This window comes from Pseudomonas sp. TMW 2.1634 (assembly GCF_001703595.1).
GTDB classification, from domain to species: Bacteria; Pseudomonadota; Gammaproteobacteria; order Pseudomonadales; family Pseudomonadaceae; genus Aquipseudomonas; species Aquipseudomonas fragi.
The window spans coordinates 1,575,767-1,596,354 of record NZ_CP016849.1 but is presented as its reverse complement, the minus strand read 5'-3'; the positions used below and the strand labels follow the sequence as shown (position 1 = coordinate 1,596,354).

The following is a 20,588-nucleotide window of genomic DNA, read 5'->3' as shown; positions in this document are numbered from 1 at the left end:
TGTGGGAGCGGGCTTGCTCGCGACTTGATCGCCGCGGTGTGACTGAAACACCGCGGCGCCTGCATCGCGAGCAAGCCCGCTCCCACGATCGTGCCGTTTATTACTTCAACGGCGGCGTGCGCGGCGGGATCATGCGCTTGCTGCCCGTTGCCTCAAATGCCGAAGCAAAGCGCAGCAACGCCGAATCGTCATAGGCGCGACCGGCAAACGTCAGCCCCACCGGCATGCCGATATCCGCCATCACGCCCATGGGCACGGTCACGGTCGGTACACCCAGGTGGCGAATGGCGAGGTTACCGTTGGCCACCCACACGCCGTTGCTCCAGGCAATGTCCGCCGACACCGGGTTCACATCTGCATCTGCCGGGCCAACATCAGCGACGGTCGGGAACAGCACGGCATCCAGGCCCAGGTGGTCCATCCAGTCTTCCAGGTCGATGCGCCGGGTTTTTTCAAGGCCGCACAGGCCGTCGGGCACGGTGCTGATCTGGTCCCACGGGGTAATGCCACGCTGGGCCATGCGCACATATTCGTCCATGCCGGCCGCCAGTTCGTCCTCACGGTTGGGCAGGGTGCCCGGGTCGTGCGGGAAGATCAGTGGGCCGTCGACGTCGGCCAGGCGGTTGAGTTGCGGGTCACCGTTGGCGCGCAGGAAATCATCGAATGCCCAGGCCGACAGCTCCCACAGCTCGTCATGCAAGAACTCTTTGGACACCAGCCCGCGGGTAAACACGGTGGGCGCGCCGGGGCGATCGCCTTCGCAGTTGGACACCAGCGGGAAGTCTACTTCCAGCACTTCGCCGCCCTGGGCTTCGATGGCCTGGCGTGCGGCTTGCCACAGGTCGATCACCGAGGCGCGGGTGATGATGCGCTGCCCGGTGGGGCCGCCAATGCCGGGGCATTCAGCCGTGCCGGCCTCGGGGTCGGCATTGATATACATGCGCGGTACGCCAAAGCGCTTGCCGGCCAGGGCATCGGCCTTGACTGCCAGTTCTGCATAGGCAGCTGGACGCACCGAGGCCACGCTCGGCAACGGCACCCAGGGTTGCAGGCGCCACAGGTCGCCACGGGTATCCGGGTCTTCGGCGACGACAACATCGAGCACTTCGAGCAGGTCAGCCATCGTGCGGGCAAAGGGCACGACCACGTCCATGGTCGGTGTCAGCGGCCAGTTACCGCGCACTGAAATCACCCCGCGCGACGGCGTGTAGGCGCACAGGCCGTTGTTGGACGCCGGGCCGCGCCCGCTGGACCAGGTTTCCTCGGCCAGGCCGAAGGCCGAAAAACTGGCCGCCGTGGCCGTGCCTGCACCGTTGGACGAGCCGGAGGCGAAAGGCGCCGTCAGGTAGTTGGCGTTGTACGGGCTTTCGGCGCGGCCATACACACCGCGTTGCATGCCGCCGTTGGCCATGGGCGGCATATTGGTCTTGCCCAGGCAGATGGCCCCGGCACCGCGCAGGCGCTCAATGGTGAAGGCATCACGATAGGCGATCAGGTCCTTGAAGGCCGGGCTGCCCGAGGCGGCGGTCAGGCCCTTGACCAGGTAACTGTCCTTGGCGGTATAGGGGATGCCATCCAGCGGGCCGAGGGTCTGGCCCTTGGCCCTGCGGGCGTCCGAGGCCTGTGCTTCGGCCAGTGCCTGGGGGTTGCGCACCACCACGGCATTGAGCGCGGTGGCCGTGTCAGGGGTGTCGTAGGCGTCGATCCGCGCGAGATAGGCCTGCACCAGTTCGACCGCCGTGGTTTGGCCGGTTTCGAGCGCGGCGCGCAGTTGGGCTATGGACACCTCGGTGACTTCGATCATGGGCTTACCGCTTGAGGACTATGGGAAACCGCAGAGCTTAGCGAAACTCCTGCCTTAACAGCCAGCCCATGTGACATTTGATGTCGTAAATAGGTACCACACCTTGTGGGAGCGGGCTTGCTCGCGATTGGCGCGGCGCGGTGTATTCGCAACACCGAGGCGCTGCCATCGCGAGCAAGCCCGCTCCCACAAAGGGGTGCAAGTGGCTAAAGCCGCTGCCACAGCGCGTCGGCCTGGGGGTTGCGGTTGTCGCGCCAGCGCACCAGGATCACTTCCAGATGATCGGACTCCATGTCCGGGTACAAGCGCACCAGCTCACCGCGTTCGATCAGTGGCGCCACCATGCTGTGGGGCATGCACGCCACGCCCTGGCCGCTGGCGACCATCGGCTTGAGCGCCTCCGAGACGGTGGCTTCGAACACTTGCAGCAAACGCTGGGGCTGGGGGTGACGGTTGATCTGGGTGCGCGACAGTTCATGCAATTGCGCACTGCGCGAATAGCTGAGCAACGGGATCGGCTCGTCGGTGTGCGCGCAATGCGCCGCCAGTGCGGGCGTGGCGACCCAGTACAGCTCGTCGTGGCCCAGGGACTTGACCTCGAACTCGCTCTGGCGCGAGTAGGGTGCCGTCTTGGTGTCACGGTAGAACAGGATGAAATCGCAACGCCCGGACATCAGCGCCATGTAGTAGTCATCGGTGCTGCGATAGCCCGTGTCGATACGGGTGAACAGCGGCGCCTGCGGGCTGTTCAACTGGCTGATCCAGCCCGGGAAGAAGTTGCACGCCAGGGTGTGCAGCGAGGCAAAGGTCAGTGGCCGGTTGAGCACCTTGACGCTCTGTTCACAGTCGCGGGCCATGCGCACCAGTTCCACGGCATTGGGCAGCAGCGCTTCGCCCGCCGCAGTCAGGCGCACCGGGTTGCGTTCGCGGTCGATCAGGGTTGCACCCAAGTGAGCCTCAAGCAGTTGAATGCGCCGGCTCAGGGCCGATTGCGATGAGCCGCGCATGCTGGCCGCTGCCGTGAATTTACCGGTGTCGGCCAGGGCGAGAAAATCTTCGTACCAGTCAATGTTCATGGACTTATTCCAATATTCGATAGCCCGTGCAGCATAGTGGATCAATTGCCGCTATCCGGCCCAAGCCTGTGTCTTTATTGTGCGCTGAACCGCCACCTGCCGTTGAACTGTGGTTGACAGGCATAACAAGAAGAATTTTGAAGGGGCAATGATATGCACAAATTGAATAGGGCCAAGCTTTTACTTGGGGCGCCGCTGTTGGCCTTGCTGTTGACGGGTGCCCAGGCCGCCCAGGCAGGTGTGCTGGACAAGGTCAAGGCCCACGGCAGCGTGCGCTGCGGCGTCGCGGGCGACAAGCCGGGCTTTTCGCTGATCGATGACAAGGGCCGCTGGACCGGCATGGATGTGGACCTGTGCCGCGCTGTGGCCGCGGCCGTGCTGGGGGATGCCGACAAGGTCGAGTATCTGACCACAACGGCAAAAAACCGCTTTACCGCCCTGGCCTCCGGGGAAATTGACATTTTGTCCCGTGCCGCTTCCTGGACCGCTGAACGCATCGCCAACCTGGGTGTGGACTTCACCACGGTCTGGTTTTACGACGGTCAGGGCTTTATGACCCACGCCGCCGACGGTATTCAGAAACTCACTGACCTGGACGGCGCCACTTTCTGCCTGTCACCGGGCACCACCTCCGAGCAAAACCTGGAAGATTATTTCGGTCGCCGTGGCCTGACTTACAAAACCGTGGTCATCGAAAAAAGCCCCGAACTCTATGCCGCCTTTCAGCGCGGGCGTTGCAACGCCATTTCCAATGACTCTTCGGGGCTGGCAGCGCGTTTGGCGTTGATGAACAACCCCAAGGACTATGCGCTGTTGCCCGAGGTGATTTCCAAGGAGCCGCTGGGGGCCTTTGTCGCTCAGGGTGACACGGTGTGGCGCAATATTGTGACCTGGACCGCTTACGCGCTGATGACCGGCGAAGAGCTGGGCGTGACTTCGGACAACGTCGACGAGTTGCGTGGCAGCAAGACCGCATCCACCGATATCGCCCGCTTGCTGGGCACCGAAGGCAGCATCGGCAAGTCCTTTGGCCTGGACAGTGACTGGGCTTATCGCGCCCTCAAGCAGGTCGGCAACTACGCGCAAATCTACGACCGCAACCTCGGCCAGCAGACGGCATTGAACATCCCGCGCGGTCTCAACCGCAGCTGGAAAGACCACGGCCTGATGTACGCACCGCCGATTCGCTGAGGGGATTACTGTCATGTCGACCCATCGTTCGCCCAACCTGCGCCTGTCGAGCGTGCTGCAGCAGGGACTGGTACTGGCTCTGGTTGGCGCAGTGTTTTATCTGCTCTCCAGCAACGCCGCGCTGAATTTGAAGAACCTCAATATCGCCTCGGGATTCGGTTTTTTGTCCCAGCGCGCCGGCTATGACATCAGCTTCTCGCTGATTGATTACACCCCGGATGCAACCTATGCCCGCGCCTATCTGGTGGGCTTGCTCAACACCTTGCTGGTGTCAGTGCTGAGCATTGTCCTGGCGACCCTGCTGGGCGGTGCGCTGGGCATGGCGCGCGTCTCGGACAACTGGTTGATCAAGCGCCTGAGCGGCACCTGCATCGAATTTTTGCGCAACGTGCCGCTGGTGGTGCATCTGGTCTGGTGGTACGGGCTGGTGCTGGCGCTGCCCGGGGTCAAGCACTCGGCCTCGCTGTTTGGCGTGGTGTTTTTGAACAACAACGGCCTCAACCTGCCGTGGCTCGAGCAGGGCAGTGTGGTCGGCTGGGGGCTTTTCCTGATGCTGCTGGGCACGTTGCTGGCTTATGTGTTCTGCCGCTTGAAAGAAGCCCGCGGGCCGTGGCGCGGTTTTGCCTCCAGGCGCTGGCCCGCGCTGCTGGCCGGGGCAGTGCTGCTGCCTTTGCTGGTGTACGCCCTGAGTGATGCCCATGTGCAATGGGAAGTGCCGGTGCAGCGCGGTTTCGGTTTCAAGGGCGGGATCACCCTGGTACCGGAAATGCTTGCCTTGTGCCTGGCCCTGTCGTTCTACAGCGCCAGTTACATCGCCGAGATCGTGCGTGGCGCGATTGAATCGGTGCAGCGCGGCCAGTACGAAGCGGCCAGGGCGCTCGGCTTCACATCCGGCACTACCATGCGTCAGTTGATCGTGCCGCAGGCCATCTATCCGATGATTCCGCAGATCACCAACACCTACCTGAACATCGTCAAGAACTCCTCGCTGGGGGTGGTCATCGGCTTTATGGAGCTGGTGTCGTCCACCGGCGGCACCACCCTGAACCAGACCGGCCAGGCTATCGAATGCATCGCGCTGGTGATGGGCACCTACTGTGCGATCAGCCTGGTGATCTCATTGGCGATGAATATTTATAACCACCGCATTGGCCAGAGGGGGCACTGAACATGACCGCAATGAATCAGGCACTGGCAATCCCGCTGGCACCGCCACGCTTGCCCCGACTACAGCGTGCCCTGGCCTGGAGCCGCAGCCACCTGTTCCCCAGCCCGGGCCACAGCCTGTTGACCCTGAGCGTACTGGCACTGCTGGGCTGGTGCATTCCCGCGGCGCTGAACTGGCTGGTATTTGATGCCACCTTCGTCGGCAGCAGCGCCAAGGACTGCAACCCCGGTGGCGCCTGCTGGCTGCCGATTACCCAGCGCTGGAACCTGTTCGTATACGGTTTCTACCCGCAGGCTGAACAGTGGCGGGTAAGCCTGGCACTGGTGCTGGCAGGGGCAGCGTTTGTCTTGCTGTTTTTCAAGCGCCTGGACCGTCGCCTGCTGCTGGCTTATCTGGCGTTGCTGCCGATTGTGATGTGGTGGCTGCTCAAGGGCGGTGCCGGTTTGCCCGAGGTCTCCTCGACCAAATTCGCCGGCATGCTGGTCACGGTGTTCCTGGGCACCGCTGGGATGATCTTTGCCCTGCCGCTGGGGATTTTGCTGGCTCTGGGGCGGCGCTCGAAACTGCCCGTGGTGCGCATGCTCTGCGTGCTGTACATCGAGCTGGTGCGCTCGGTGCCGGTGATCTCGCTGCTGTTTATGGCCTCATTGATGATCCAGTTGTTCCTGCCGCCGGACTCGGCCTTCGACATCCTGCTGCGGGTGCAGCTGGTGCTGATCCTGTTCACGGCCGCGTATATGGCCGAGACCTTGCGCGGCGGTTTACAGAACCTGCCCAAGGGGCAGTACGAGGCGGCGATGGCGCTGGGTTTCGGCTACTGGAAAACCATGGGCCAGATCATCCTGCCGCAAGTGCTCAAGCAATCCATTGCCCCCTTGCTCACGCAATTTATTGGCCTGTTCAAAGAGACCACGCTGGTGATGATCGTGGGTGTGCTGGACATCGTCGGCATCGCCATGAGCACCGCGGTCGCCCCGGAATGGGTCGAGTACGGTCACGAAATCTACGTCTTCCTGGCGATCTACTTCTTCGTCATCTGTTTTGCACTGTCGCGCTATGCCCGACACCTTGAACAACGTATGGAGCAAAGCCGCTCATGATCAGCAAACCCAAGGCTGATGCCGCCGCGATGGTGCGCATCGAACAATTGAACAAGTGGTTCGGCAATGCCCATGTATTGAAGAACATTTCCCTGGATGTACACGCTGGCGAAAAAGTGGTGATCTGCGGGCCTTCGGGTTCCGGCAAATCGACCCTGATCCGCTGCATCAACCAGCTGGAGCAGCACCAGCAGGGGGTGGTCGAGGTGTTGGGCGAAGAACTCAATGGCAGTGTCAGGGGCCTGGAGCGTATCCGCCGTCAGGTGGGCATGTGCTTCCAGCACTTCAACCTGTTCCCGCACCTCACGGTACTGAAAAACTGCACCTTGCCCCAGACCTCTAATCTGGGCGTGCCCGAGGCGCAAGCCATCGAGCGAGCGCTGGGCTTGCTGGACAAGGTCAAGATGCGCGACCACGCCAACAAGTTTCCGTCGCAGTTGTCCGGTGGTCAGCAGCAACGCATTGCCATTGCCCGGGCGCTGTGCATGCAGCCCAAGGTCATGTTGTTTGATGAGCCGACCTCGGCTCTGGACCCGGAAATGATCGCTGAAGTGCTGGACGTGATGACCGGCCTGGCCCAGGAAGGCATGACCATGATCTGCGTGACCCACGAAATGGGTTTTGCGCGCAAGGTGGCTGACCGCATCGTATTTATGGACCAGGGCGAGATCGTTGAAGAAGCTCCCCCCGAGCGGTTTTTCTCCGCCCCCGAGTCTCCCCGTACCCAACGTTTTTTAAGCCAGATCATCAATCACGGAGTGCATGCCCAATGACCCAGCCTATCGCAATGGCCCTGCATGGCGGTGCCGGTGTACTGATGCCCGGTGTTTTGACCCGCGAAGACGAGCAGGCGATCCACGCCGCATTACTGCAGGCGCTCAAGGCCGGGGTCGATGTCCTGGAAAAGGGCGGCAGCAGCCTGGACGCGGTCCAGGCCAGTGTGGTTGAACTGGAAGAGTGCCCTTGGTTCAACGCCGGCAAAGGCGCGGTGTTTACCCATGCCGGAGACCATGAACTGGACGCGGCAATCATGAACGGTGCCAACCGCGAAGCCGGTGCCGTGGCCGGTGTGCATCATGTGCGCAACCCGATTTGCGGTGCGCGGGCAGTGTTGGAGCACAGCGAGCATGTACTGCTGGCCGGTGCCGGGGCAGACTTGTTCCTGTCCGAGCAGGCGGGTCTCGAACATGTCAGCAATGACTGGTACGACACGCCGTTGCGTCGTCGCCAGTGGGCTGCGCAACAGCAGCAACCGGAGACGGTGTTGCTGGAGCCGGGCGGCGTGGAGAAAAAATTTGGCACCGTGGGCGCTGTTGCCCTCGATAGCCAGGGGCATGTGGCAGCGGCCACCTCCACGGGGGGCATCACCAACAAACGCTACGGCCGGGTGGGCGACTCGCCGCTGATCGGCTCCGGCACCTGGGCGGATGACCGCAGCGCGGCGATATCGGCGACCGGGCACGGCGAGTTCTTTATGCGCACCGTGGTGTCCCACAACATTGCATCGCGCATTCGCCTGGTGGGCTCAAGCCTGGCAGACGCCTGCGAGCAAGTGGTGCAGGGCGAGCTCAAGGAGCTGGGCGGTAACGGCGGCGTGGTCGCTGTGACACCGGCTGGCGAGACCGTGCTGAGCTTCAATACGCCGGGCATGTACCGCGCCTGGCTGGATGCTGACGGCGGTCTGCACACGGCCATTTACGCCGAGGACGATTGCCTGCATCGACGTTGAGTGAATTGACCCGCGGGGCGGCTGGAGATTAGTCTCGATCTCCTTTCGCCCCGTGGAATGCACTGATGATCACCTGCTACCTGCGTTACGTGATTGACCCTTACCAACTGGCCGAATTCGAGGCCTATGCCAAAGTCTGGATCCCGCTGGTAGCCAAATTTGGCGGCCAGCATCATGGCTACTTCCTGCCCTCGGAAGGTGCCAACAATATCGCCCTGGCCATGTTTACCTTCCCCAGCCTCGCAGCCTATGAAGACTATCGCGAGCGCTCAAAAACCGATGCCGAGTGCATTGCCGCGTTCAAGCTGGCTCAAGACAATCGCTGTATCCTGAGTTACGAGCGCAGCTTTTTCAGGCCTGTTTTCGAATAAATCCCCGGTGGGAGTGGGTTTGCTCACAATGGCAGCGACGGGCTTCAACTGACCCACAGCGCCGCTTACATCGAGAGCAAACTCGCACAAAAAGTGTTGGAGTGTAAAAGTCCGTAATAACTGCCGAAGACTGCAGTTGTAAATCTAGTGGTTGGGTTTCAGGTGTGTCCAGTAATTGTGTGTTGCAAGGTCTCTACTCAGTAAGTACACGTTAAATTATGTAGGAAATTTCTAGGTTATATTTAGATTTTTCTCATTTGAAAATAAGAATTCTCGTTCATGTCCAATCGGTTGTTTCGGAAATTATGCTGTTTTATTTGCGTGCAGAATATCTAGGGGCTAGATTTAATTAAAGTGCCATCGCGTGAATAGTTCTGGCGTGGCCGTGATGAGTCCGATAGCGATTGATTGATGTGCGTAGTTGACGTATGAGGCCGGTATGGACGGTGGGGTATAAATCCAGCAAGTGAATTGTTATGGGTTGGACCGCAAAATGGATATAAAAAAAATTGAGTCCTACCTGTCTGATTCTGCAGTTGAATCGGCAGTTGTGTGTGCTCGGCGATTGATTCAGAGCCTGCCTGACCAAAAAGCAATAAGTAACAACAGGATACTTCTTGCGTATGGAGGGGGTAAGGATAGTAGTTATATGGTTGCTTGGGTTAGATATATCCAAGGCATTATTATGGCGGAAAAAGGAGACACGTTCAGGCTGAGGATCATTACAAATCGACATGCTGGCATGAACCATATGGTAATGAAGAATATTGATGGTGTTTATAAAGCGCTGGGTGTTTATGGTGATGCTGCGGTTGAGTGCTTGATCTGTGATGGTTTATTGATTAGACGTTTTGAGCGTTTCCTAGAGGTGCCTGAAGAACTAAAGCTTAGAAATCGAACGGATGTATTGATGAGCGGCCACTTGTTTCAAGCGGATGCTCGATCTACTTTTTGTAATGCCTGTAATTTAAGTATGGTGAATTCATTTGGCATGGGCGCCCATTTGGATGGGGGTGTTGATATTATTGTGACGGGTGACTCCACTAAAGAACAAGCCGCTTATTATGCATGGGTGCGACATCTCTCTCGAGTGTTCGGTATTCAGAGCGTTGTTGAAGGGGGGCGGGGGTTCTCCCAATTTCTTAAGGTACTTGATAGTGTGGCTGGAGCGTATTTTGGGAGAATATATGGTTTAGATAACCTCGCCGCAGAGCATAGGGTGTTTTACGGGTTGATACGTGATCCGGTATTTTTCAATATATATCAAGATACCCGTTATGATGCAGGTGATCATTGGCGACTTTTAACGGAGTTTTTGGGGTTTGATTTTGACGAGTTGATGTTTAGTTTTTCCGAGTCAGACTGTGGCAACCCAACGCTCATGGCACATATCAGAGGGTTGAGGGCTGAAACGTTGCTAGGGCGTAGCTATGCGGAAGGTGTTCGTGAGTATGTTAACTTTGCAATAGGACTGATGAGGCAAAAGGATTTTCCACCCTCGTTGATTGCAGAGATGGAAGCACGTTATCGAAATAAGTCTTCAATTGACCGTCAGCGAGCACGTGCGGCGACGTTTGCAAAAGAAGCTTTCGACCTGTCGACAGAGCAAATAATATGCATGATTTATTCGCCATTCACAGAGTTCGGGAATAATCTTGAGAGATACCTGTCGCAACAAAAAATTGCACTGTCGGTCGCAGAAGTTCATACGCTGCTTGGTGGTAATGGTTGCGCATGTTCGATGTTAAAGAAAAAACTGGAGAAGCTATCCGGTCTGAGCTTGGAGCAATTAAGGCAATGCTATGGCAATTGCTTGGTGGTTTCTCTTCTTGAGCCCAAAGCGCACGATCCTTTGTCGAAAATTTTACAACGCGATCCTCATAAGGCTGTAATAGACGTTGCCAATAATTACTCTGCGAGCGGACGTGCTATTGAAATTATCTCAGGTAGATAATCTGCAGGTGTAAACGTGTTGCGGGCAAGGTTGTTGTTTCGGTTGCGCCGTGCTAAGAAATGTGAGTGGGTGTATGAAATATTTTAGATAGGCTTGAATAATAGCTGGTTGGAGGGGCAAGTGTGCAGGATGATAATTGCTCGAGGTACATTCTCTGTCGTCGACGTCATGAGCGCTGCTCGTGCAATGGCTGCTGGCGAAACTGCAACCCACGATGGGGAGATAAAGCAACACCTGGATGGATGGGGTTGTCTTTGGATAACACATGGTAAAGTTAGAACATTGCACGGTGAGGGAAGTTTCATTGAAGCACTGTCGACGATGGATGTGTCTAGTATCAATACCCGTTTTTTGGCTGTGCATGTACGCCATGCAACGTTGAGACAAAATAGCGGTATAAAATATGCGCACCCCTTGAAGCTGGACAATGGTTTGGGGTGTTGGTATTTCATGCATAATGGTTATCTGCCAACAGTGTACTTGCATTTGGGACTTAAAAAATCCAGTTTTGATTCGGCTGAATACTTGGAGTATATAGTGGGGGCTGTTCAGCCGCTTGATATCAGTGAGGTGTATTTAACAGCAAAGCTAGGTGGGCTCCAGCCCGGCGGTAGTTCAGGTAATTGCTTTTTGATTACAGGCAATAAAGCATGGGCATGGCAATGGTTTTCGAAAGATACTGTGTGTGCAGATTATTTTACGATGAGGCACTTTAAGGCGGCTGAAGTTGAATATATCTCATCAGAAATAATTCCGTTTTTGGGCGATGAGTCTAAATGGCGTTCGATGAGGAATGGTGAGCTTTATCAATTTAATTTGATAGGGGGATAGTATGAAAATGGGTGGTGGAGTAGAAATAGTTACACCCGACAGGGGGGTAGGGCCAGCGTGGCTCGATGATGTAATATCTGCGAGGATATCTGTGCTTGTGTTTCGTGGTTTTATATCGCCTGATCTAACTCGCATTTTGATCGATGACCTGAAGAACTGTGAGAGTTCAGTTCGTGTGTCGAGTTATTTGAACGCCACGTTAACGACGCTAGGGCCCTATTTGGCGAAGTATGTTTCGTCGCCTGATGAGTACTTCGAGCAAGCGGCTACTATTAAAACCCTGTTGCCGCACTCATTAAGCCAGGCGCAATCCGATATTTATCAGTTATTGAAGCAATGGTTTTGTCTCGACTCATTAAATACAGCTGTAGAGCCGGTATTGGGTGAGTACTCAGGCTCTGTCATCCGTTTCCATGCTGATGGTATAGCCAATCCTTTGCACAGCGATAATATCTCGCGCGATGCAGCAGGCTCTGGTTTGATAGTTGAGCGTATAGCTCATCAGCTTAGTTGTGTCGTGTGTTTGCAAGCATGTACTTCAGGAGGGCAGTTGAGGGTTTTTAGAAAAAATTGGTGTTTGGAAGATGAATGCTTTAAGGCCAGGTGCGAACTCGGATATTCTTGCGGTGTGGTAGAGGGATATGGGGCTTGTGAGTTTAGTCCTGCGCAAGGCGATGTGTATATTTTCAATCCTGCTTATTATCACGAAATAGATCGAGTTTCTGGGGTCGCTCGTATTACGATGGGGTTTTTTTTCGGCTTCCCCGGAGAAGATATGAAAAAAGCAATTGCCTGGAGTTGACCGTGGATGTTGGGCTGGTGGTCGGGTTTATAGGAGTGCCTGTATGTCTGTCAAAGATATAATGCTTGCAGTGTGCGTGGTCATTATTTGGGGGGTAAATTTTGTTGTCATAAAAATCGGGCTAGATGATATGCCTCCTTTTTTATTGGCTGCGCTGAGATTTACGATGGTGGCGTTCCCAGCGATTTTTTTTATTCGATTGCCCTGCGTGCCATTGAAGTGGTTATTCGCGTATGGGATGACAATCAGTTTTGGGCAGTTCTCATTTTTGTTTCTCGCCATTAAACTCGGCATGCCTGCAGGTATCGCATCGCTGGTTATTCAGACTCAAGCATTTTTCACGATAATTTTTTGTGTGCTGTTGCTCTCTGAACGGTTTAGGTGGGCACATATCGCCGGAATATTGGTTGCATGCAGTGGGGTTTTTCTGCTTGCGAGAGCGGGTATGAATATTCAGGGGAGTAACTCTATCTCGCTGGGGGCTTTGCTTTTGACGTTAGGGGCTGCAGTGTCTTGGGCTTTGGGCAATGTAGCCAATAAAATTATTTCACGTGATAGTCAAGTTACAGGTATTTCCTTAGTTGTCTGGAGCGCATTGGTGGCGATAGTTCCTTTTTTTGCCTGCTCATTACTGTTTGAAGGTGTTGACGTGATACGAGAAAGTCTATTGGCGGTCTCCAATAGAACGATGTGGGCTCTCGTTTATCTTGCTTTATTTGCTACTATTTTTGGCTATGCGGCATGGGGGTATCTATTGGGGCGATACGAAGCCTGGCGGATTGCACCCTTGTCTCTTCTGGTGCCTGTCGTGGGGATAATAAGTGCAAATTTATTACTCGGCGAGGCCTTGTCCGGCGAGCAGGTGGTCGGGGCATTCATGATCGTTTTTGGATTGCTTTTAAATACGTTTAGTGGCTTTTTTTCTTTTGCTCGATGGGGGCGTGGCTGAATTTATTCGGCGTGTGATCAGGATTGATTCTGGTCTTTTGAAGTCGAGTGTAAAGCTATTTTTATCACGTGATAATCGTGCGGGTTAACATTTAAAGGCGGATTCAAGAATGCCAGTCGTCCTTCCTCAGGCAGCAAATAAAGTGATGATTCTCTGCGCGGGGGCACGAAAATCATGAATTTATGTCTGTCGGAATTAGAGCCGTCTTCAGTCTTCGGCCTCCGAATGAAGAACGCTTTAAACAGACAGTCGGGATCATGTGTTTTGACATGGACATGTCATGAGGCAATCCTATTAAAAAAATATTCGGTTACTGATCCTGAATATGTTCTTGTTTTACGGGAGGCCATTGTCTGGGCTGTTCAGGCTGAGGGTTGTACCGGAGTATTGGTTTTGCATGATGCAGATACTCTATGTTATATCGCAGCTTCGATGAGTTATTTGTTGAGTGGGATTCCAGCTTCAGTAATAGTTACCGGCGCACTGATTCCGGTCAATATGCCCGATAGCGATGTGTGGGAGAATATCGATGGTGCAATGATGACGTTCGCCTGCGGAATACCTGGCGGCGTACATTTATATTTTCATGGGGATATTCTAAGGCCGCTTTTGTCATCCAGAATTAAAACTGCGGGGCGGCAACCCTTTTGGGAGCGTGATGATATTCCTTGTCAGGTTGGTGCTTCTTGTAGAGTGTTGGAAGTTACCTATATTACACCTGTGAAGCCCGTCAGTATCGGAGTGTTGCCTGTTTTTCCTGGTATGGGCTCCTCCTTTCTTGATTGTATGCTGAGTAGTGGGATTCAGTCGCTTGTGTTGGAGTATGATGGAACAGGAGAAGCATTCAATCTAGACGTGATTGGAAGCCTGCGCAGGGCCTGTTCTAAGGGCATTGTTGTTGTGTTGATTTTGACATGTGTTGGGCGGAGCGATTATAGAGTGGGTGATGAAATTAACTGTGCGGGGGTGGTCTCTGCTGGTCATGTGACGCGTGAGGCAATATTGGGAAAGTTATATGCGCTTATAGGCAGCGGGCTTAAGTATCACCAGGTTCGTGATTTTTTTGAGTGTGAGTAGCTGAGGCTTGTGCAAGGGGGATTTTGTTTGTTTTGATTTGCAACGGTATTTGCATTTGTTGTGGATGTATAAATGTTTAGTGTAAATATTGGGTTGGCTGTTGCTATCGTTGCGCTCTGGCGTTGCGATGGGGTGTGCTTTTTGCGAAACATCAAAGGGTTCCCATTGACCCGCATTGGGCTGTGCCGCGCACATTTTCATTCTAAAAAAATCGAATTGTGGTTGCTTGGGCTACATACTGTCGACCCACACAGCAGACTGGGATCGTCTCAAGTATGACGCTCCAACTAAATTTCACCCAAGAGGCATGTCCTATGGCTACCGCATCCGCATTTATTGATATTCCCGCCACAGCCGATCAGGTCTGGCAATTGATTGGTGGCTTCAACTCGCTGCCGGACTGGCTGCCTCTGGTTGCTACCAGCGAATCTGGTGAAGGCGGGCGCTTGCGCCATCTGCAGACCGTGGATGGCACGGTGATCGTTGAGCGCCTGCAAACGTTCGACAATGCCGGCAAGACCTATAGCTATTCGATCGTCGAGGCGCCGTTCCCGGTGACCGACTACCTGGCGACCTTGCGCGTTGAAGCCCTGGGCGACGGCGCCCGTGTGACCTGGTCGGGCCGTTTCACCCCGGCAGGTGTGAGCACTGAAGCTGCCGAAGAGCTGTTTGCCGGGGTCTATCAGGGTGGGCTGGCGGCGCTGAGCGGCAATTTCGCCGGCTGATTTGTACTCGGTGCTTTTAACTGCAATACCGGGTACATATCCGGCATTTGTATCTAACTGAAATATTGGTTTCGCTTTTACAGCGAGTCACTTTGCAAAAGCGGCAAAGTAACCAAAGCGCTTTCGCCCCTTCGTACGGCCTTCGCTGCGCTCAGGTACCCTCGCTCCGGTTCTACTCCGTGGGCACGCCGCGACGGGCCATCCATGGCCCATCGCGGCTCTCCCGGCATCCATGCCGGTCGACCCACTCCACAGAACCTCCTCTCGGCCTCCCGGGAGGGCAGGCAGATCAAAAGCACTGCGGCCCCGAGGCGGCCGACCGGCCGGCCTGTTTGGCGGCGAGGTCTGTGAGCCCCGAGTATTTCCTCTGTGGGAGCGGGCTTGCTCGCGATGCAAGCGGCGCGGTATTTCAGTTGAATCGCGCCGATGCCATCGCAGGCAAGCCCGCTTTCACATTAAATGCAAGCGCAACAGTGGGTTGAAAATACCCAGCATCCATGCAGTGATGGCACTTTAAAATCAAAAAAAGCTTAAAACCTGTGGCGATTTAATGACTTAGGTCAGTATTGCCTTGAAATAAAATGTGCAGAATCACTTGTTACTGATTGTTACGATAGGGTAAGATCGCCCTGCGTTCACCTACCACGGTTTATGCATTTTTAAGCCCCAAGTTTCCATCAGCTACTTGGGCTTTTTTTTGCCTGAAATTTGATATTGGATCCAATTTTAGGCGTGTAAGGTTTTCTGATATCGCCCCGTCCGCCAGCACCAGGCAGCGCTCGCACCGAATCTGCGATAAAGGGGAGCTGGTTTTGCGCTTGGGTCAATCAAAGGGCATTCGCCTGGTCATACCCCACTCGCGGCCATTGAAGAGCATGGACAGCGGCTCCTTGCTGTGGGGGGCTCGGAGATCGACATGGAACTAAAGGGCAGTCTCTGCGAATAAAGAAGGCCTCACATTTTTCGGCGAGGTGATGAAGCAAATCTTTAGCGTAGGAATGATCGTATGCTGCTTTCGAGTCTCTCTCTTCCGAATTTACATGAGCCCGGCCGCACTCATGTGTCTCCCGGCAATCAATGTACGGCTGCAGTGAGCAGCGTTCTGCCTGACACCAGTATTTTTGCGCGTAAGTCATCTGCGCAGACTCAGCTCAAGTTCGATGCCGTCGTCCAGGCACTTGAACAGGAACCGCCCGGCGCGTTAAACGGGAGTGCCCTTGAGTTGTTGAGCCTGGCGCTGGTTAACACAGCAAGCTGGCCAACCAAGACCGCCCTGGCCTGGAAACATGATGCGGATACAAGCCCGTACACCGCGTTCTTTGCAGGCAAGCAAAAGTGTTGGTCTGATATGCAGTCTTTGCCCGGTGACCGGGTCGATCAGTGCATCGAAGTCACCCATGACGGCAATAATAATTACTCGGCATCTATTCAGGGGAAGACCTGGCGGGCCTGGGGTGATGATTCTTTCTTCAAGTTGCTGTTGGCCATCAGGGATGATGTGTCAACTGAGTTGATCAGTGATCATCAAGCTGGCGCTTTGCGAAAGGAGTTGACGCATAATCTTATTGAGCAACGAAGCTTGTTGGAAGGGGTGTGGCAAGAGGGCGAACAATCACCCGCGCGACTTGGCTTCGTCAGTCCTGCCACTGCAGTAAATAGCGGCGCACGCACCATGACGAGTGTGCCTGTCAGCGTGCAGTGCAACCCTATGTGGGTTAACCCTGAAACACGACCTGCCTGTAAATACTCTCCGGTCAAAGTACCTGAGTTGCCGCTAAATGGCGCTAGGGTTAAAAACCGGGCAGAGGTCCTGCAAAGCATGCATGCAGTGCTGCACAATCGCGTTGAAGTCTGCAGATCGCTGGCTATGGATAGGGGTGGGCCCAGTTCAGGCAGCTGGTTTTCATTTATAAGGCCTCCTCGTATTGAAACCCCCTGGTTGAGTAAAAGCACTGTGCCAGCGCTGGTCATCAGCGGCGGCAGTGCCAGTAAACTCGATGCAGAACTTCGCAAGAACTACAGTCTGGCCTGGCATCCTAAAAACATGACAGGCGTTCACGGCTCCCGGTCCGAACCTGTATACCTTCTTGTCCACAAACTTGACTACCCGGCCTACGCCTCAACGATGAAAGATGTATTTGAGCAGTATCCAAACTTGCACCTGGTGGGCTGGGACGGTGGTAAGTTGACGGGCTTTGGGGCTGCCCGGGCCTCGGCATTGGCATTTGCGGATACGCTGGCATACCGTCCCGAAAGGATCATGCTGATCGATCAGGATGTTGTGAAAACAGAGCAGACCAGGCATACCAACCCAGCCGTACTCAACCAGATAGACGCTATTCACACAGCAACCCGGCAGCCGATTGTGGGTTATGGAATCGGCTATCCGGAGCGACAAGCACCCCCGAAACCGTTTATGGAAACATCCCCACCTCAAGCGCAGGACTTTAATTCGCCCGCTCAACAGTTTGTCTCTATCAAGGCGCCATTTCGTGGGCAATGGACAGATGGAATTTATCCGCCTTACATGGTGGCCGGCGGTGAAGACATGTTGATGGGTAAGGAACTTGGTTTAAATATTGCGGGCCGTAATGTTGTTTTGCCGGAAGAGCGAATTGTCAAGAAGGCGCTGGTCGGGGTCGCAGATACACCGAATGCGTATTGGAGTGAAGGTCGAACGCAAACGTTGAAGGCGTTGTTCGAGTCCGAGAAAAATACAGTGATCCAGTTTGAAGAGCAAACAATGACCCTGGATCAGCTGATGTATGTATTCCAAGGCAGGGGCTGGATTGCTTCACACCCGAGCGATGATTCGTACAATGTTTCAGCGTGCGTTATTGAGCGGATTATTTTAAGGCTGCAAAATGAGTTAGCCAAAGAACGATAGCCACACATCACCCCGTCTTGCCCTGTAGCCCAATAACTTCGCAGGCAAACAAGTGACTGGCGCTGTGCAGAACAGGAGGCGTCGTGGCCGGCTACCGGCCACGTTGTGTCATCAAGCTTTTGCTAACGCTAAACATATGGGTGGTTTAGCGCACCAGGCAGGGCTTTTTGTTGTCGTATTTCCAGCCGGGAATCATGTACTGCATGGCTACGCTGTCATCCCGCGCACCCAGGCCCATGCCTTTGTACAGTTCGTGAGCCTTGGCCACGGCGTCCATGTCGATATCCACGCCAAGCCCGGGTTTGCTTGGCACCTTGATATGACCGTCGACAATTTTCAGCGGTTCGTGGGTCAGGCGCTGTCCATCCTGCCAGATCCAGTGGGTATCGATGGCGGTGATGTCTCCCGGCGCTGCCGCCGCAACCTGGGTAAACATGGCCAGCGAGATGTCGAAGTGGTTGTTGGAGTGCGAACCCCAGGTCAGGCCCCATTCGTGGCACATCTGCGCAACCCGTACCGAGCCCTGCATCGTCCAGAAGTGGGGGTCGGCCAGGGGGATGTCCACGGCTTGCGACTGAATTGCATGGCCCATCTCGCGCCAGTCAGTGGCAATCATGTTGGTAGCCGTAGGCAGGCCGGTGGCGCGGCGGAATTCAGCCATCACTTCGCGCCCCGAATAGCCGTTTTCGGCGCCGCACGGGTCTTCGGCATAGGCCAGCACGTTGTGCTGGTCGCGGCACAGGGCGATGGCTTCTTTAAGTGACCAGGCGCCATTGGGGTCCAGGGTGATGCGCGCAGCGGGGAAGCGTTCGGCCAGCGCCGTCACCGCTTCGATTTCTTCAGCGCCGCGCAGTACGCCGCCCTTGAGCTTGAAGTCGTTGAAGCCGTAGCGGGCCTGCGCCGCTTCTGCCAGGCGCACGATGGCTTCAGGGCTCAGCGCCTTTTCATGGCGCAGACGCTGCCAGTCATCACCGTCGGTTTCATTGCGGTAGGCCAGGTCGGTGTGTTGCCGGTCGCCTATATAGAACAGATAACCCAGCATCTTTACCGTATCCCGTTGCTGGCCTTCGCCGAGCAAGGCCGCGACCGGCACATGCAGGAATTGACCGAGCAGGTCGAGCAGGGCGGCCTCCATTGCCGTGACGGCGTGGATGGTGATGCGCAGGTCGAAGGTTTGCAAGCCGCGGCCCGCCGAATCGCGGGCGGCGAAGGTGCGGCGCATGGCATTGAGAACGCTCTGGTAATTGCCGATGGGCTGGCCCACCACCAGGTTGCGGGCGTCTTCCAGAGTTTCGCGGATGCGTTCGCCACCGGGCACTTCACCCACGCCGATATTGCCGCTGCTGTCCTTGAGAATAACGATATTGCGGGTAAAGAAAGGGCCGTGGGCGCCGCTCAGGTTGAGCAGCATGCTGTCATGGCCCGCCACCGGGATTACCTGCAGGCTGGTGACGATCGGGGCTTGGCTGGCGTGGTGTTGATGGTCGGCATTCATGGTCTGGTCCTTGTCAGGCAGGTTGCAGGGCTGTGGGGGTTGCGGTCGTGGGGGTGGGTTTGGTCTTGGCAAAAAACACAATGAGTGCCGCTATGATCGATGTGCCGGCCAGGCCATAGAGGCCACCCTGGATCGAGCCGGTGGTTTGTTCCAGGAAGCCGAAGGTGGTGGGGGCGACGAAGCCGCCGAGGTTGCCGATGGAGTTGATCAGCGCGATTACCGCCGCCGCGATGCGGGCATCCAGATAACCCTGGGGGATGGGCCAGAACAGTGCCGAAGCCGCCTTGAAGCCGATTGCGGCAAAGCAGATGGCGATAAACGCAAAGATCGGCCCGCCGGTGGTGGACATGAACATGCCGAGGGCGGCAATGACCAGCGCGGCCGCCACCCAGGCCTGCTGGAACCTGAACTTGCTGGCCAGCGAGGCAAAGGCGTACATGGCAATGATGGAGATCAGCCACGGGATCGAGTTGTAAAAGCCCACCTGGATATCGCTCAGGTCGCCCATTTTCTTGATGATGCTCGGCAGCCAGAAAGTGGCCGCATAAATGGTCAGCTGGATACAGAAGTAGATCGCGCAAAACAGCATGATCTGCCGGTCCTTGAGCAGCCTGCCCAAGGTGGGCTTGACGGTGTTGACGGCATCGCGTTCACGCTGCTCGCGGTCAATCTCGTTGACCAGCGCATCTTGCTCGGCACGGCTGAGCCATTTGGCGTCATGGGGTTTTGAGTCCAGCCAGAACCACACAAACACGCACAGCACCACCGAGGCCATGCCTTCGATGATGTACATCCACTGCCAGCCATGCAGGCCCATGCCGGTGATTTGCAGCAGCAGGCCGCTCAGTGGTCCCGAGATCAGCGAGGCCAGTGCAGAGCCGCTGAGGAAGATGGCAATCGCCTTGCCGCGTTCGGCGCCCGGTAACCAGCGGGTAAAGTAATAGATCACGCCCGGGAAGAAGCCGGCTTCGGCTACGCCGAGCAGAAAGCGCAGGATATAGAAGTGGGTTTCGTTCTGGATAAAGGCCATCAGGGTGGCGGTGATGCCCCAGGTGAACATGATCCGGGTCAGCCAGATACGGGCGCCGACTTTTTGCAGCAGCATATTGGACGGCACTTCAAACAGTGCGTAGCCGATGAAAAACAGCCCGGCCCCGAAGCCATAGGCAGCGGCACCAATGCCCAGATCGTGCTCCATGTGGCTGCGCACAAAGCCGATGTTTACGCGGTCGATGTAGTTGACGATAAACATGATGACGAAAAGCGGCAGTACATGCCTTTTTACTTTTTGGATCGCGCGCGCCAGGACCGGGTCGTTGGCGTGCGCAGCAGACGGATTGCCGGAAGTGTTCACAATGCTGAGCCCCACTGATTATTTTTATGCGGGTGATGTGTGCTGCAGGTCGGGCCTGCAGTTGCCAGACATCAT

Annotated in this window: 17 protein-coding genes; 13 read left to right on the top strand and 4 right to left on the bottom strand. The window is 55.7% G+C overall.

From position 1 onward, the window contains the following. Positions 1 to 100 precede the first annotated feature (100 nt). Both BFC21_RS07380 and BFC21_RS07375 read right to left on the bottom strand, forming a co-directional pair. Positions 101 to 1,804, bottom strand: coding sequence for an amidase (locus BFC21_RS07380; protein WP_120265875.1), 1,704 nt, complete (start codon positions 1,802 to 1,804; stop codon positions 101 to 103). 206 nt (positions 1,805 to 2,010) lie between these two features. Continuing rightward, the gene (locus BFC21_RS07375; protein ID WP_088377589.1) at positions 2,011 to 2,880 is read right to left on the bottom strand and encodes a LysR family transcriptional regulator; all 870 of its coding nucleotides are present in this window, start codon (positions 2,878 to 2,880) and stop codon (positions 2,011 to 2,013) included. A gap of 153 nt (positions 2,881 to 3,033) precedes the next feature. On the opposite strand from BFC21_RS07375, the gene BFC21_RS07370 reads away from it, so the two are divergent. The 13 genes from BFC21_RS07370 to BFC21_RS07305 all read left to right on the top strand — a co-directional run bounded on the left by BFC21_RS07370 (position 3,034) and on the right by BFC21_RS07305 (position 17,664). Continuing rightward, the gene (locus tag BFC21_RS07370; RefSeq protein WP_088377588.1) at positions 3,034 to 4,071 is read left to right on the top strand and encodes an amino acid ABC transporter substrate-binding protein; all 1,038 of its coding nucleotides are present in this window, start codon (positions 3,034 to 3,036) and stop codon (positions 4,069 to 4,071) included. A gap of 13 nt (positions 4,072 to 4,084) precedes the next feature. After that, complete coding sequence (locus BFC21_RS07365) at positions 4,085 to 5,239, top strand: amino acid ABC transporter permease (RefSeq protein WP_120265874.1); 1,155 nt, start codon at positions 4,085 to 4,087, stop codon at positions 5,237 to 5,239. A 2-nt stretch (positions 5,240 to 5,241) separates the two neighbouring features. Further along, entirely contained in the window at positions 5,242 to 6,339 is a 1,098-nt protein-coding gene (locus tag BFC21_RS07360; protein ID WP_088377586.1) for an amino acid ABC transporter permease, read from the top strand. Next, positions 6,336 to 7,112, top strand: coding sequence for an amino acid ABC transporter ATP-binding protein (locus BFC21_RS07355; RefSeq protein WP_086797483.1), 777 nt, complete (start codon positions 6,336 to 6,338; stop codon positions 7,110 to 7,112). Before BFC21_RS07360 ends, BFC21_RS07355 begins: the two co-directional genes overlap by 4 nt. Beyond that, positions 7,109 to 8,068, top strand: coding sequence for an isoaspartyl peptidase/L-asparaginase family protein (locus BFC21_RS07350; RefSeq protein ID WP_120265873.1), 960 nt, complete (start codon positions 7,109 to 7,111; stop codon positions 8,066 to 8,068). Before BFC21_RS07355 ends, BFC21_RS07350 begins: the two co-directional genes overlap by 4 nt. A gap of 65 nt (positions 8,069 to 8,133) precedes the next feature. Further along, entirely contained in the window at positions 8,134 to 8,439 is a 306-nt protein-coding gene (locus BFC21_RS07345; RefSeq protein WP_095003623.1) for an NIPSNAP family protein, read from the top strand. Between the two features lie 493 nt (positions 8,440 to 8,932). Beyond that, positions 8,933 to 10,393 carry a hypothetical protein gene (locus tag BFC21_RS07340; protein ID WP_120265872.1) on the top strand — a complete coding sequence of 487 codons (1,461 nt, stop codon included), beginning with the start codon at positions 8,933 to 8,935 and terminating at the stop codon, positions 10,391 to 10,393. A 168-nt stretch (positions 10,394 to 10,561) separates the two neighbouring features. Beyond that, on the top strand, positions 10,562 to 11,224 hold the full coding sequence (locus BFC21_RS07335; RefSeq protein WP_218188529.1) for a class II glutamine amidotransferase: 663 nt from the start codon (positions 10,562 to 10,564) through the stop codon (positions 11,222 to 11,224). Between the two features lies 1 nt (position 11,225). Next, positions 11,226 to 12,026 (top strand): hypothetical protein, encoded by an 801-nt coding sequence (locus BFC21_RS07330; protein WP_095003626.1) that lies wholly within the window; start codon positions 11,226 to 11,228, stop codon positions 12,024 to 12,026. A gap of 43 nt (positions 12,027 to 12,069) precedes the next feature. Continuing rightward, positions 12,070 to 12,975, top strand: a complete 906-nt coding sequence (locus BFC21_RS07325) for an EamA family transporter (protein ID WP_120265871.1) — start codon at positions 12,070 to 12,072, stop codon at positions 12,973 to 12,975. A 264-nt stretch (positions 12,976 to 13,239) separates the two neighbouring features. Then, positions 13,240 to 14,052, top strand: a complete 813-nt coding sequence (locus tag BFC21_RS07320; RefSeq protein ID WP_162939295.1) for an asparaginase domain-containing protein — start codon at positions 13,240 to 13,242, stop codon at positions 14,050 to 14,052. Between the two features lie 314 nt (positions 14,053 to 14,366). After that, entirely contained in the window at positions 14,367 to 14,777 is a 411-nt protein-coding gene (locus tag BFC21_RS07315; RefSeq protein ID WP_086797470.1) for an SRPBCC family protein, read from the top strand. A 1,090-nt stretch (positions 14,778 to 15,867) separates the two neighbouring features. Continuing rightward, complete coding sequence (locus BFC21_RS07305) at positions 15,868 to 17,664, top strand: hypothetical protein (RefSeq protein ID WP_256557635.1); 1,797 nt, start codon at positions 15,868 to 15,870, stop codon at positions 17,662 to 17,664. A gap of 145 nt (positions 17,665 to 17,809) precedes the next feature. On the opposite strand, the gene gudD is transcribed toward BFC21_RS07305, so the two are convergent. Together gudD and BFC21_RS07295 are read right to left on the bottom strand one after the other, a co-directional pair. Beyond that, positions 17,810 to 19,159, bottom strand: coding sequence for a glucarate dehydratase (gene gudD, locus BFC21_RS07300; RefSeq protein ID WP_088377583.1), 1,350 nt, complete (start codon positions 19,157 to 19,159; stop codon positions 17,810 to 17,812). 13 nt (positions 19,160 to 19,172) lie between these two features. Continuing rightward, on the bottom strand, positions 19,173 to 20,513 hold the full coding sequence (locus BFC21_RS07295; protein WP_088379490.1) for an MFS transporter: 1,341 nt from the start codon (positions 20,511 to 20,513) through the stop codon (positions 19,173 to 19,175). Between the last annotated feature and the right edge of the window lie 75 nt (positions 20,514 to 20,588).

What these genes read in the sequence shown, in the direction of transcription:
- BFC21_RS07380 (WP_120265875.1), bottom strand. Translation starts at nt 1,804, where the DNA reads ATGATCGAAGTCACCGAGGTGTCCATAGCCCAACTGCGCGCCGCGCTC.
- BFC21_RS07375 (WP_088377589.1), bottom strand. Translation starts at nt 2,880, where the DNA reads ATGAACATTGACTGGTACGAAGATTTTCTCGCCCTGGCCGACACCGGT.
- BFC21_RS07370 (WP_088377588.1), top strand. Translation starts at nt 3,034, where the DNA reads ATGCACAAATTGAATAGGGCCAAGCTTTTACTTGGGGCGCCGCTGTTG.
- BFC21_RS07365 (WP_120265874.1), top strand. Translation starts at nt 4,085, where the DNA reads ATGTCGACCCATCGTTCGCCCAACCTGCGCCTGTCGAGCGTGCTGCAG.
- BFC21_RS07360 (WP_088377586.1), top strand. Translation starts at nt 5,242, where the DNA reads ATGACCGCAATGAATCAGGCACTGGCAATCCCGCTGGCACCGCCACGC.
- BFC21_RS07355 (WP_086797483.1), top strand. Translation starts at nt 6,336, where the DNA reads ATGATCAGCAAACCCAAGGCTGATGCCGCCGCGATGGTGCGCATCGAA.
- BFC21_RS07350 (WP_120265873.1), top strand. Translation starts at nt 7,109, where the DNA reads ATGACCCAGCCTATCGCAATGGCCCTGCATGGCGGTGCCGGTGTACTG.
- BFC21_RS07345 (WP_095003623.1), top strand. Translation starts at nt 8,134, where the DNA reads ATGATCACCTGCTACCTGCGTTACGTGATTGACCCTTACCAACTGGCC.
- BFC21_RS07340 (WP_120265872.1), top strand. Translation starts at nt 8,933, where the DNA reads ATGGATATAAAAAAAATTGAGTCCTACCTGTCTGATTCTGCAGTTGAA.
- BFC21_RS07335 (WP_218188529.1), top strand. Translation starts at nt 10,562, where the DNA reads ATGAGCGCTGCTCGTGCAATGGCTGCTGGCGAAACTGCAACCCACGAT.
- BFC21_RS07330 (WP_095003626.1), top strand. Translation starts at nt 11,226, where the DNA reads ATGAAAATGGGTGGTGGAGTAGAAATAGTTACACCCGACAGGGGGGTA.
- BFC21_RS07325 (WP_120265871.1), top strand. Translation starts at nt 12,070, where the DNA reads ATGTCTGTCAAAGATATAATGCTTGCAGTGTGCGTGGTCATTATTTGG.
- BFC21_RS07315 (WP_086797470.1), top strand. Translation starts at nt 14,367, where the DNA reads ATGGCTACCGCATCCGCATTTATTGATATTCCCGCCACAGCCGATCAG.
- gudD (WP_088377583.1), bottom strand. Translation starts at nt 19,159, where the DNA reads ATGAATGCCGACCATCAACACCACGCCAGCCAAGCCCCGATCGTCACC.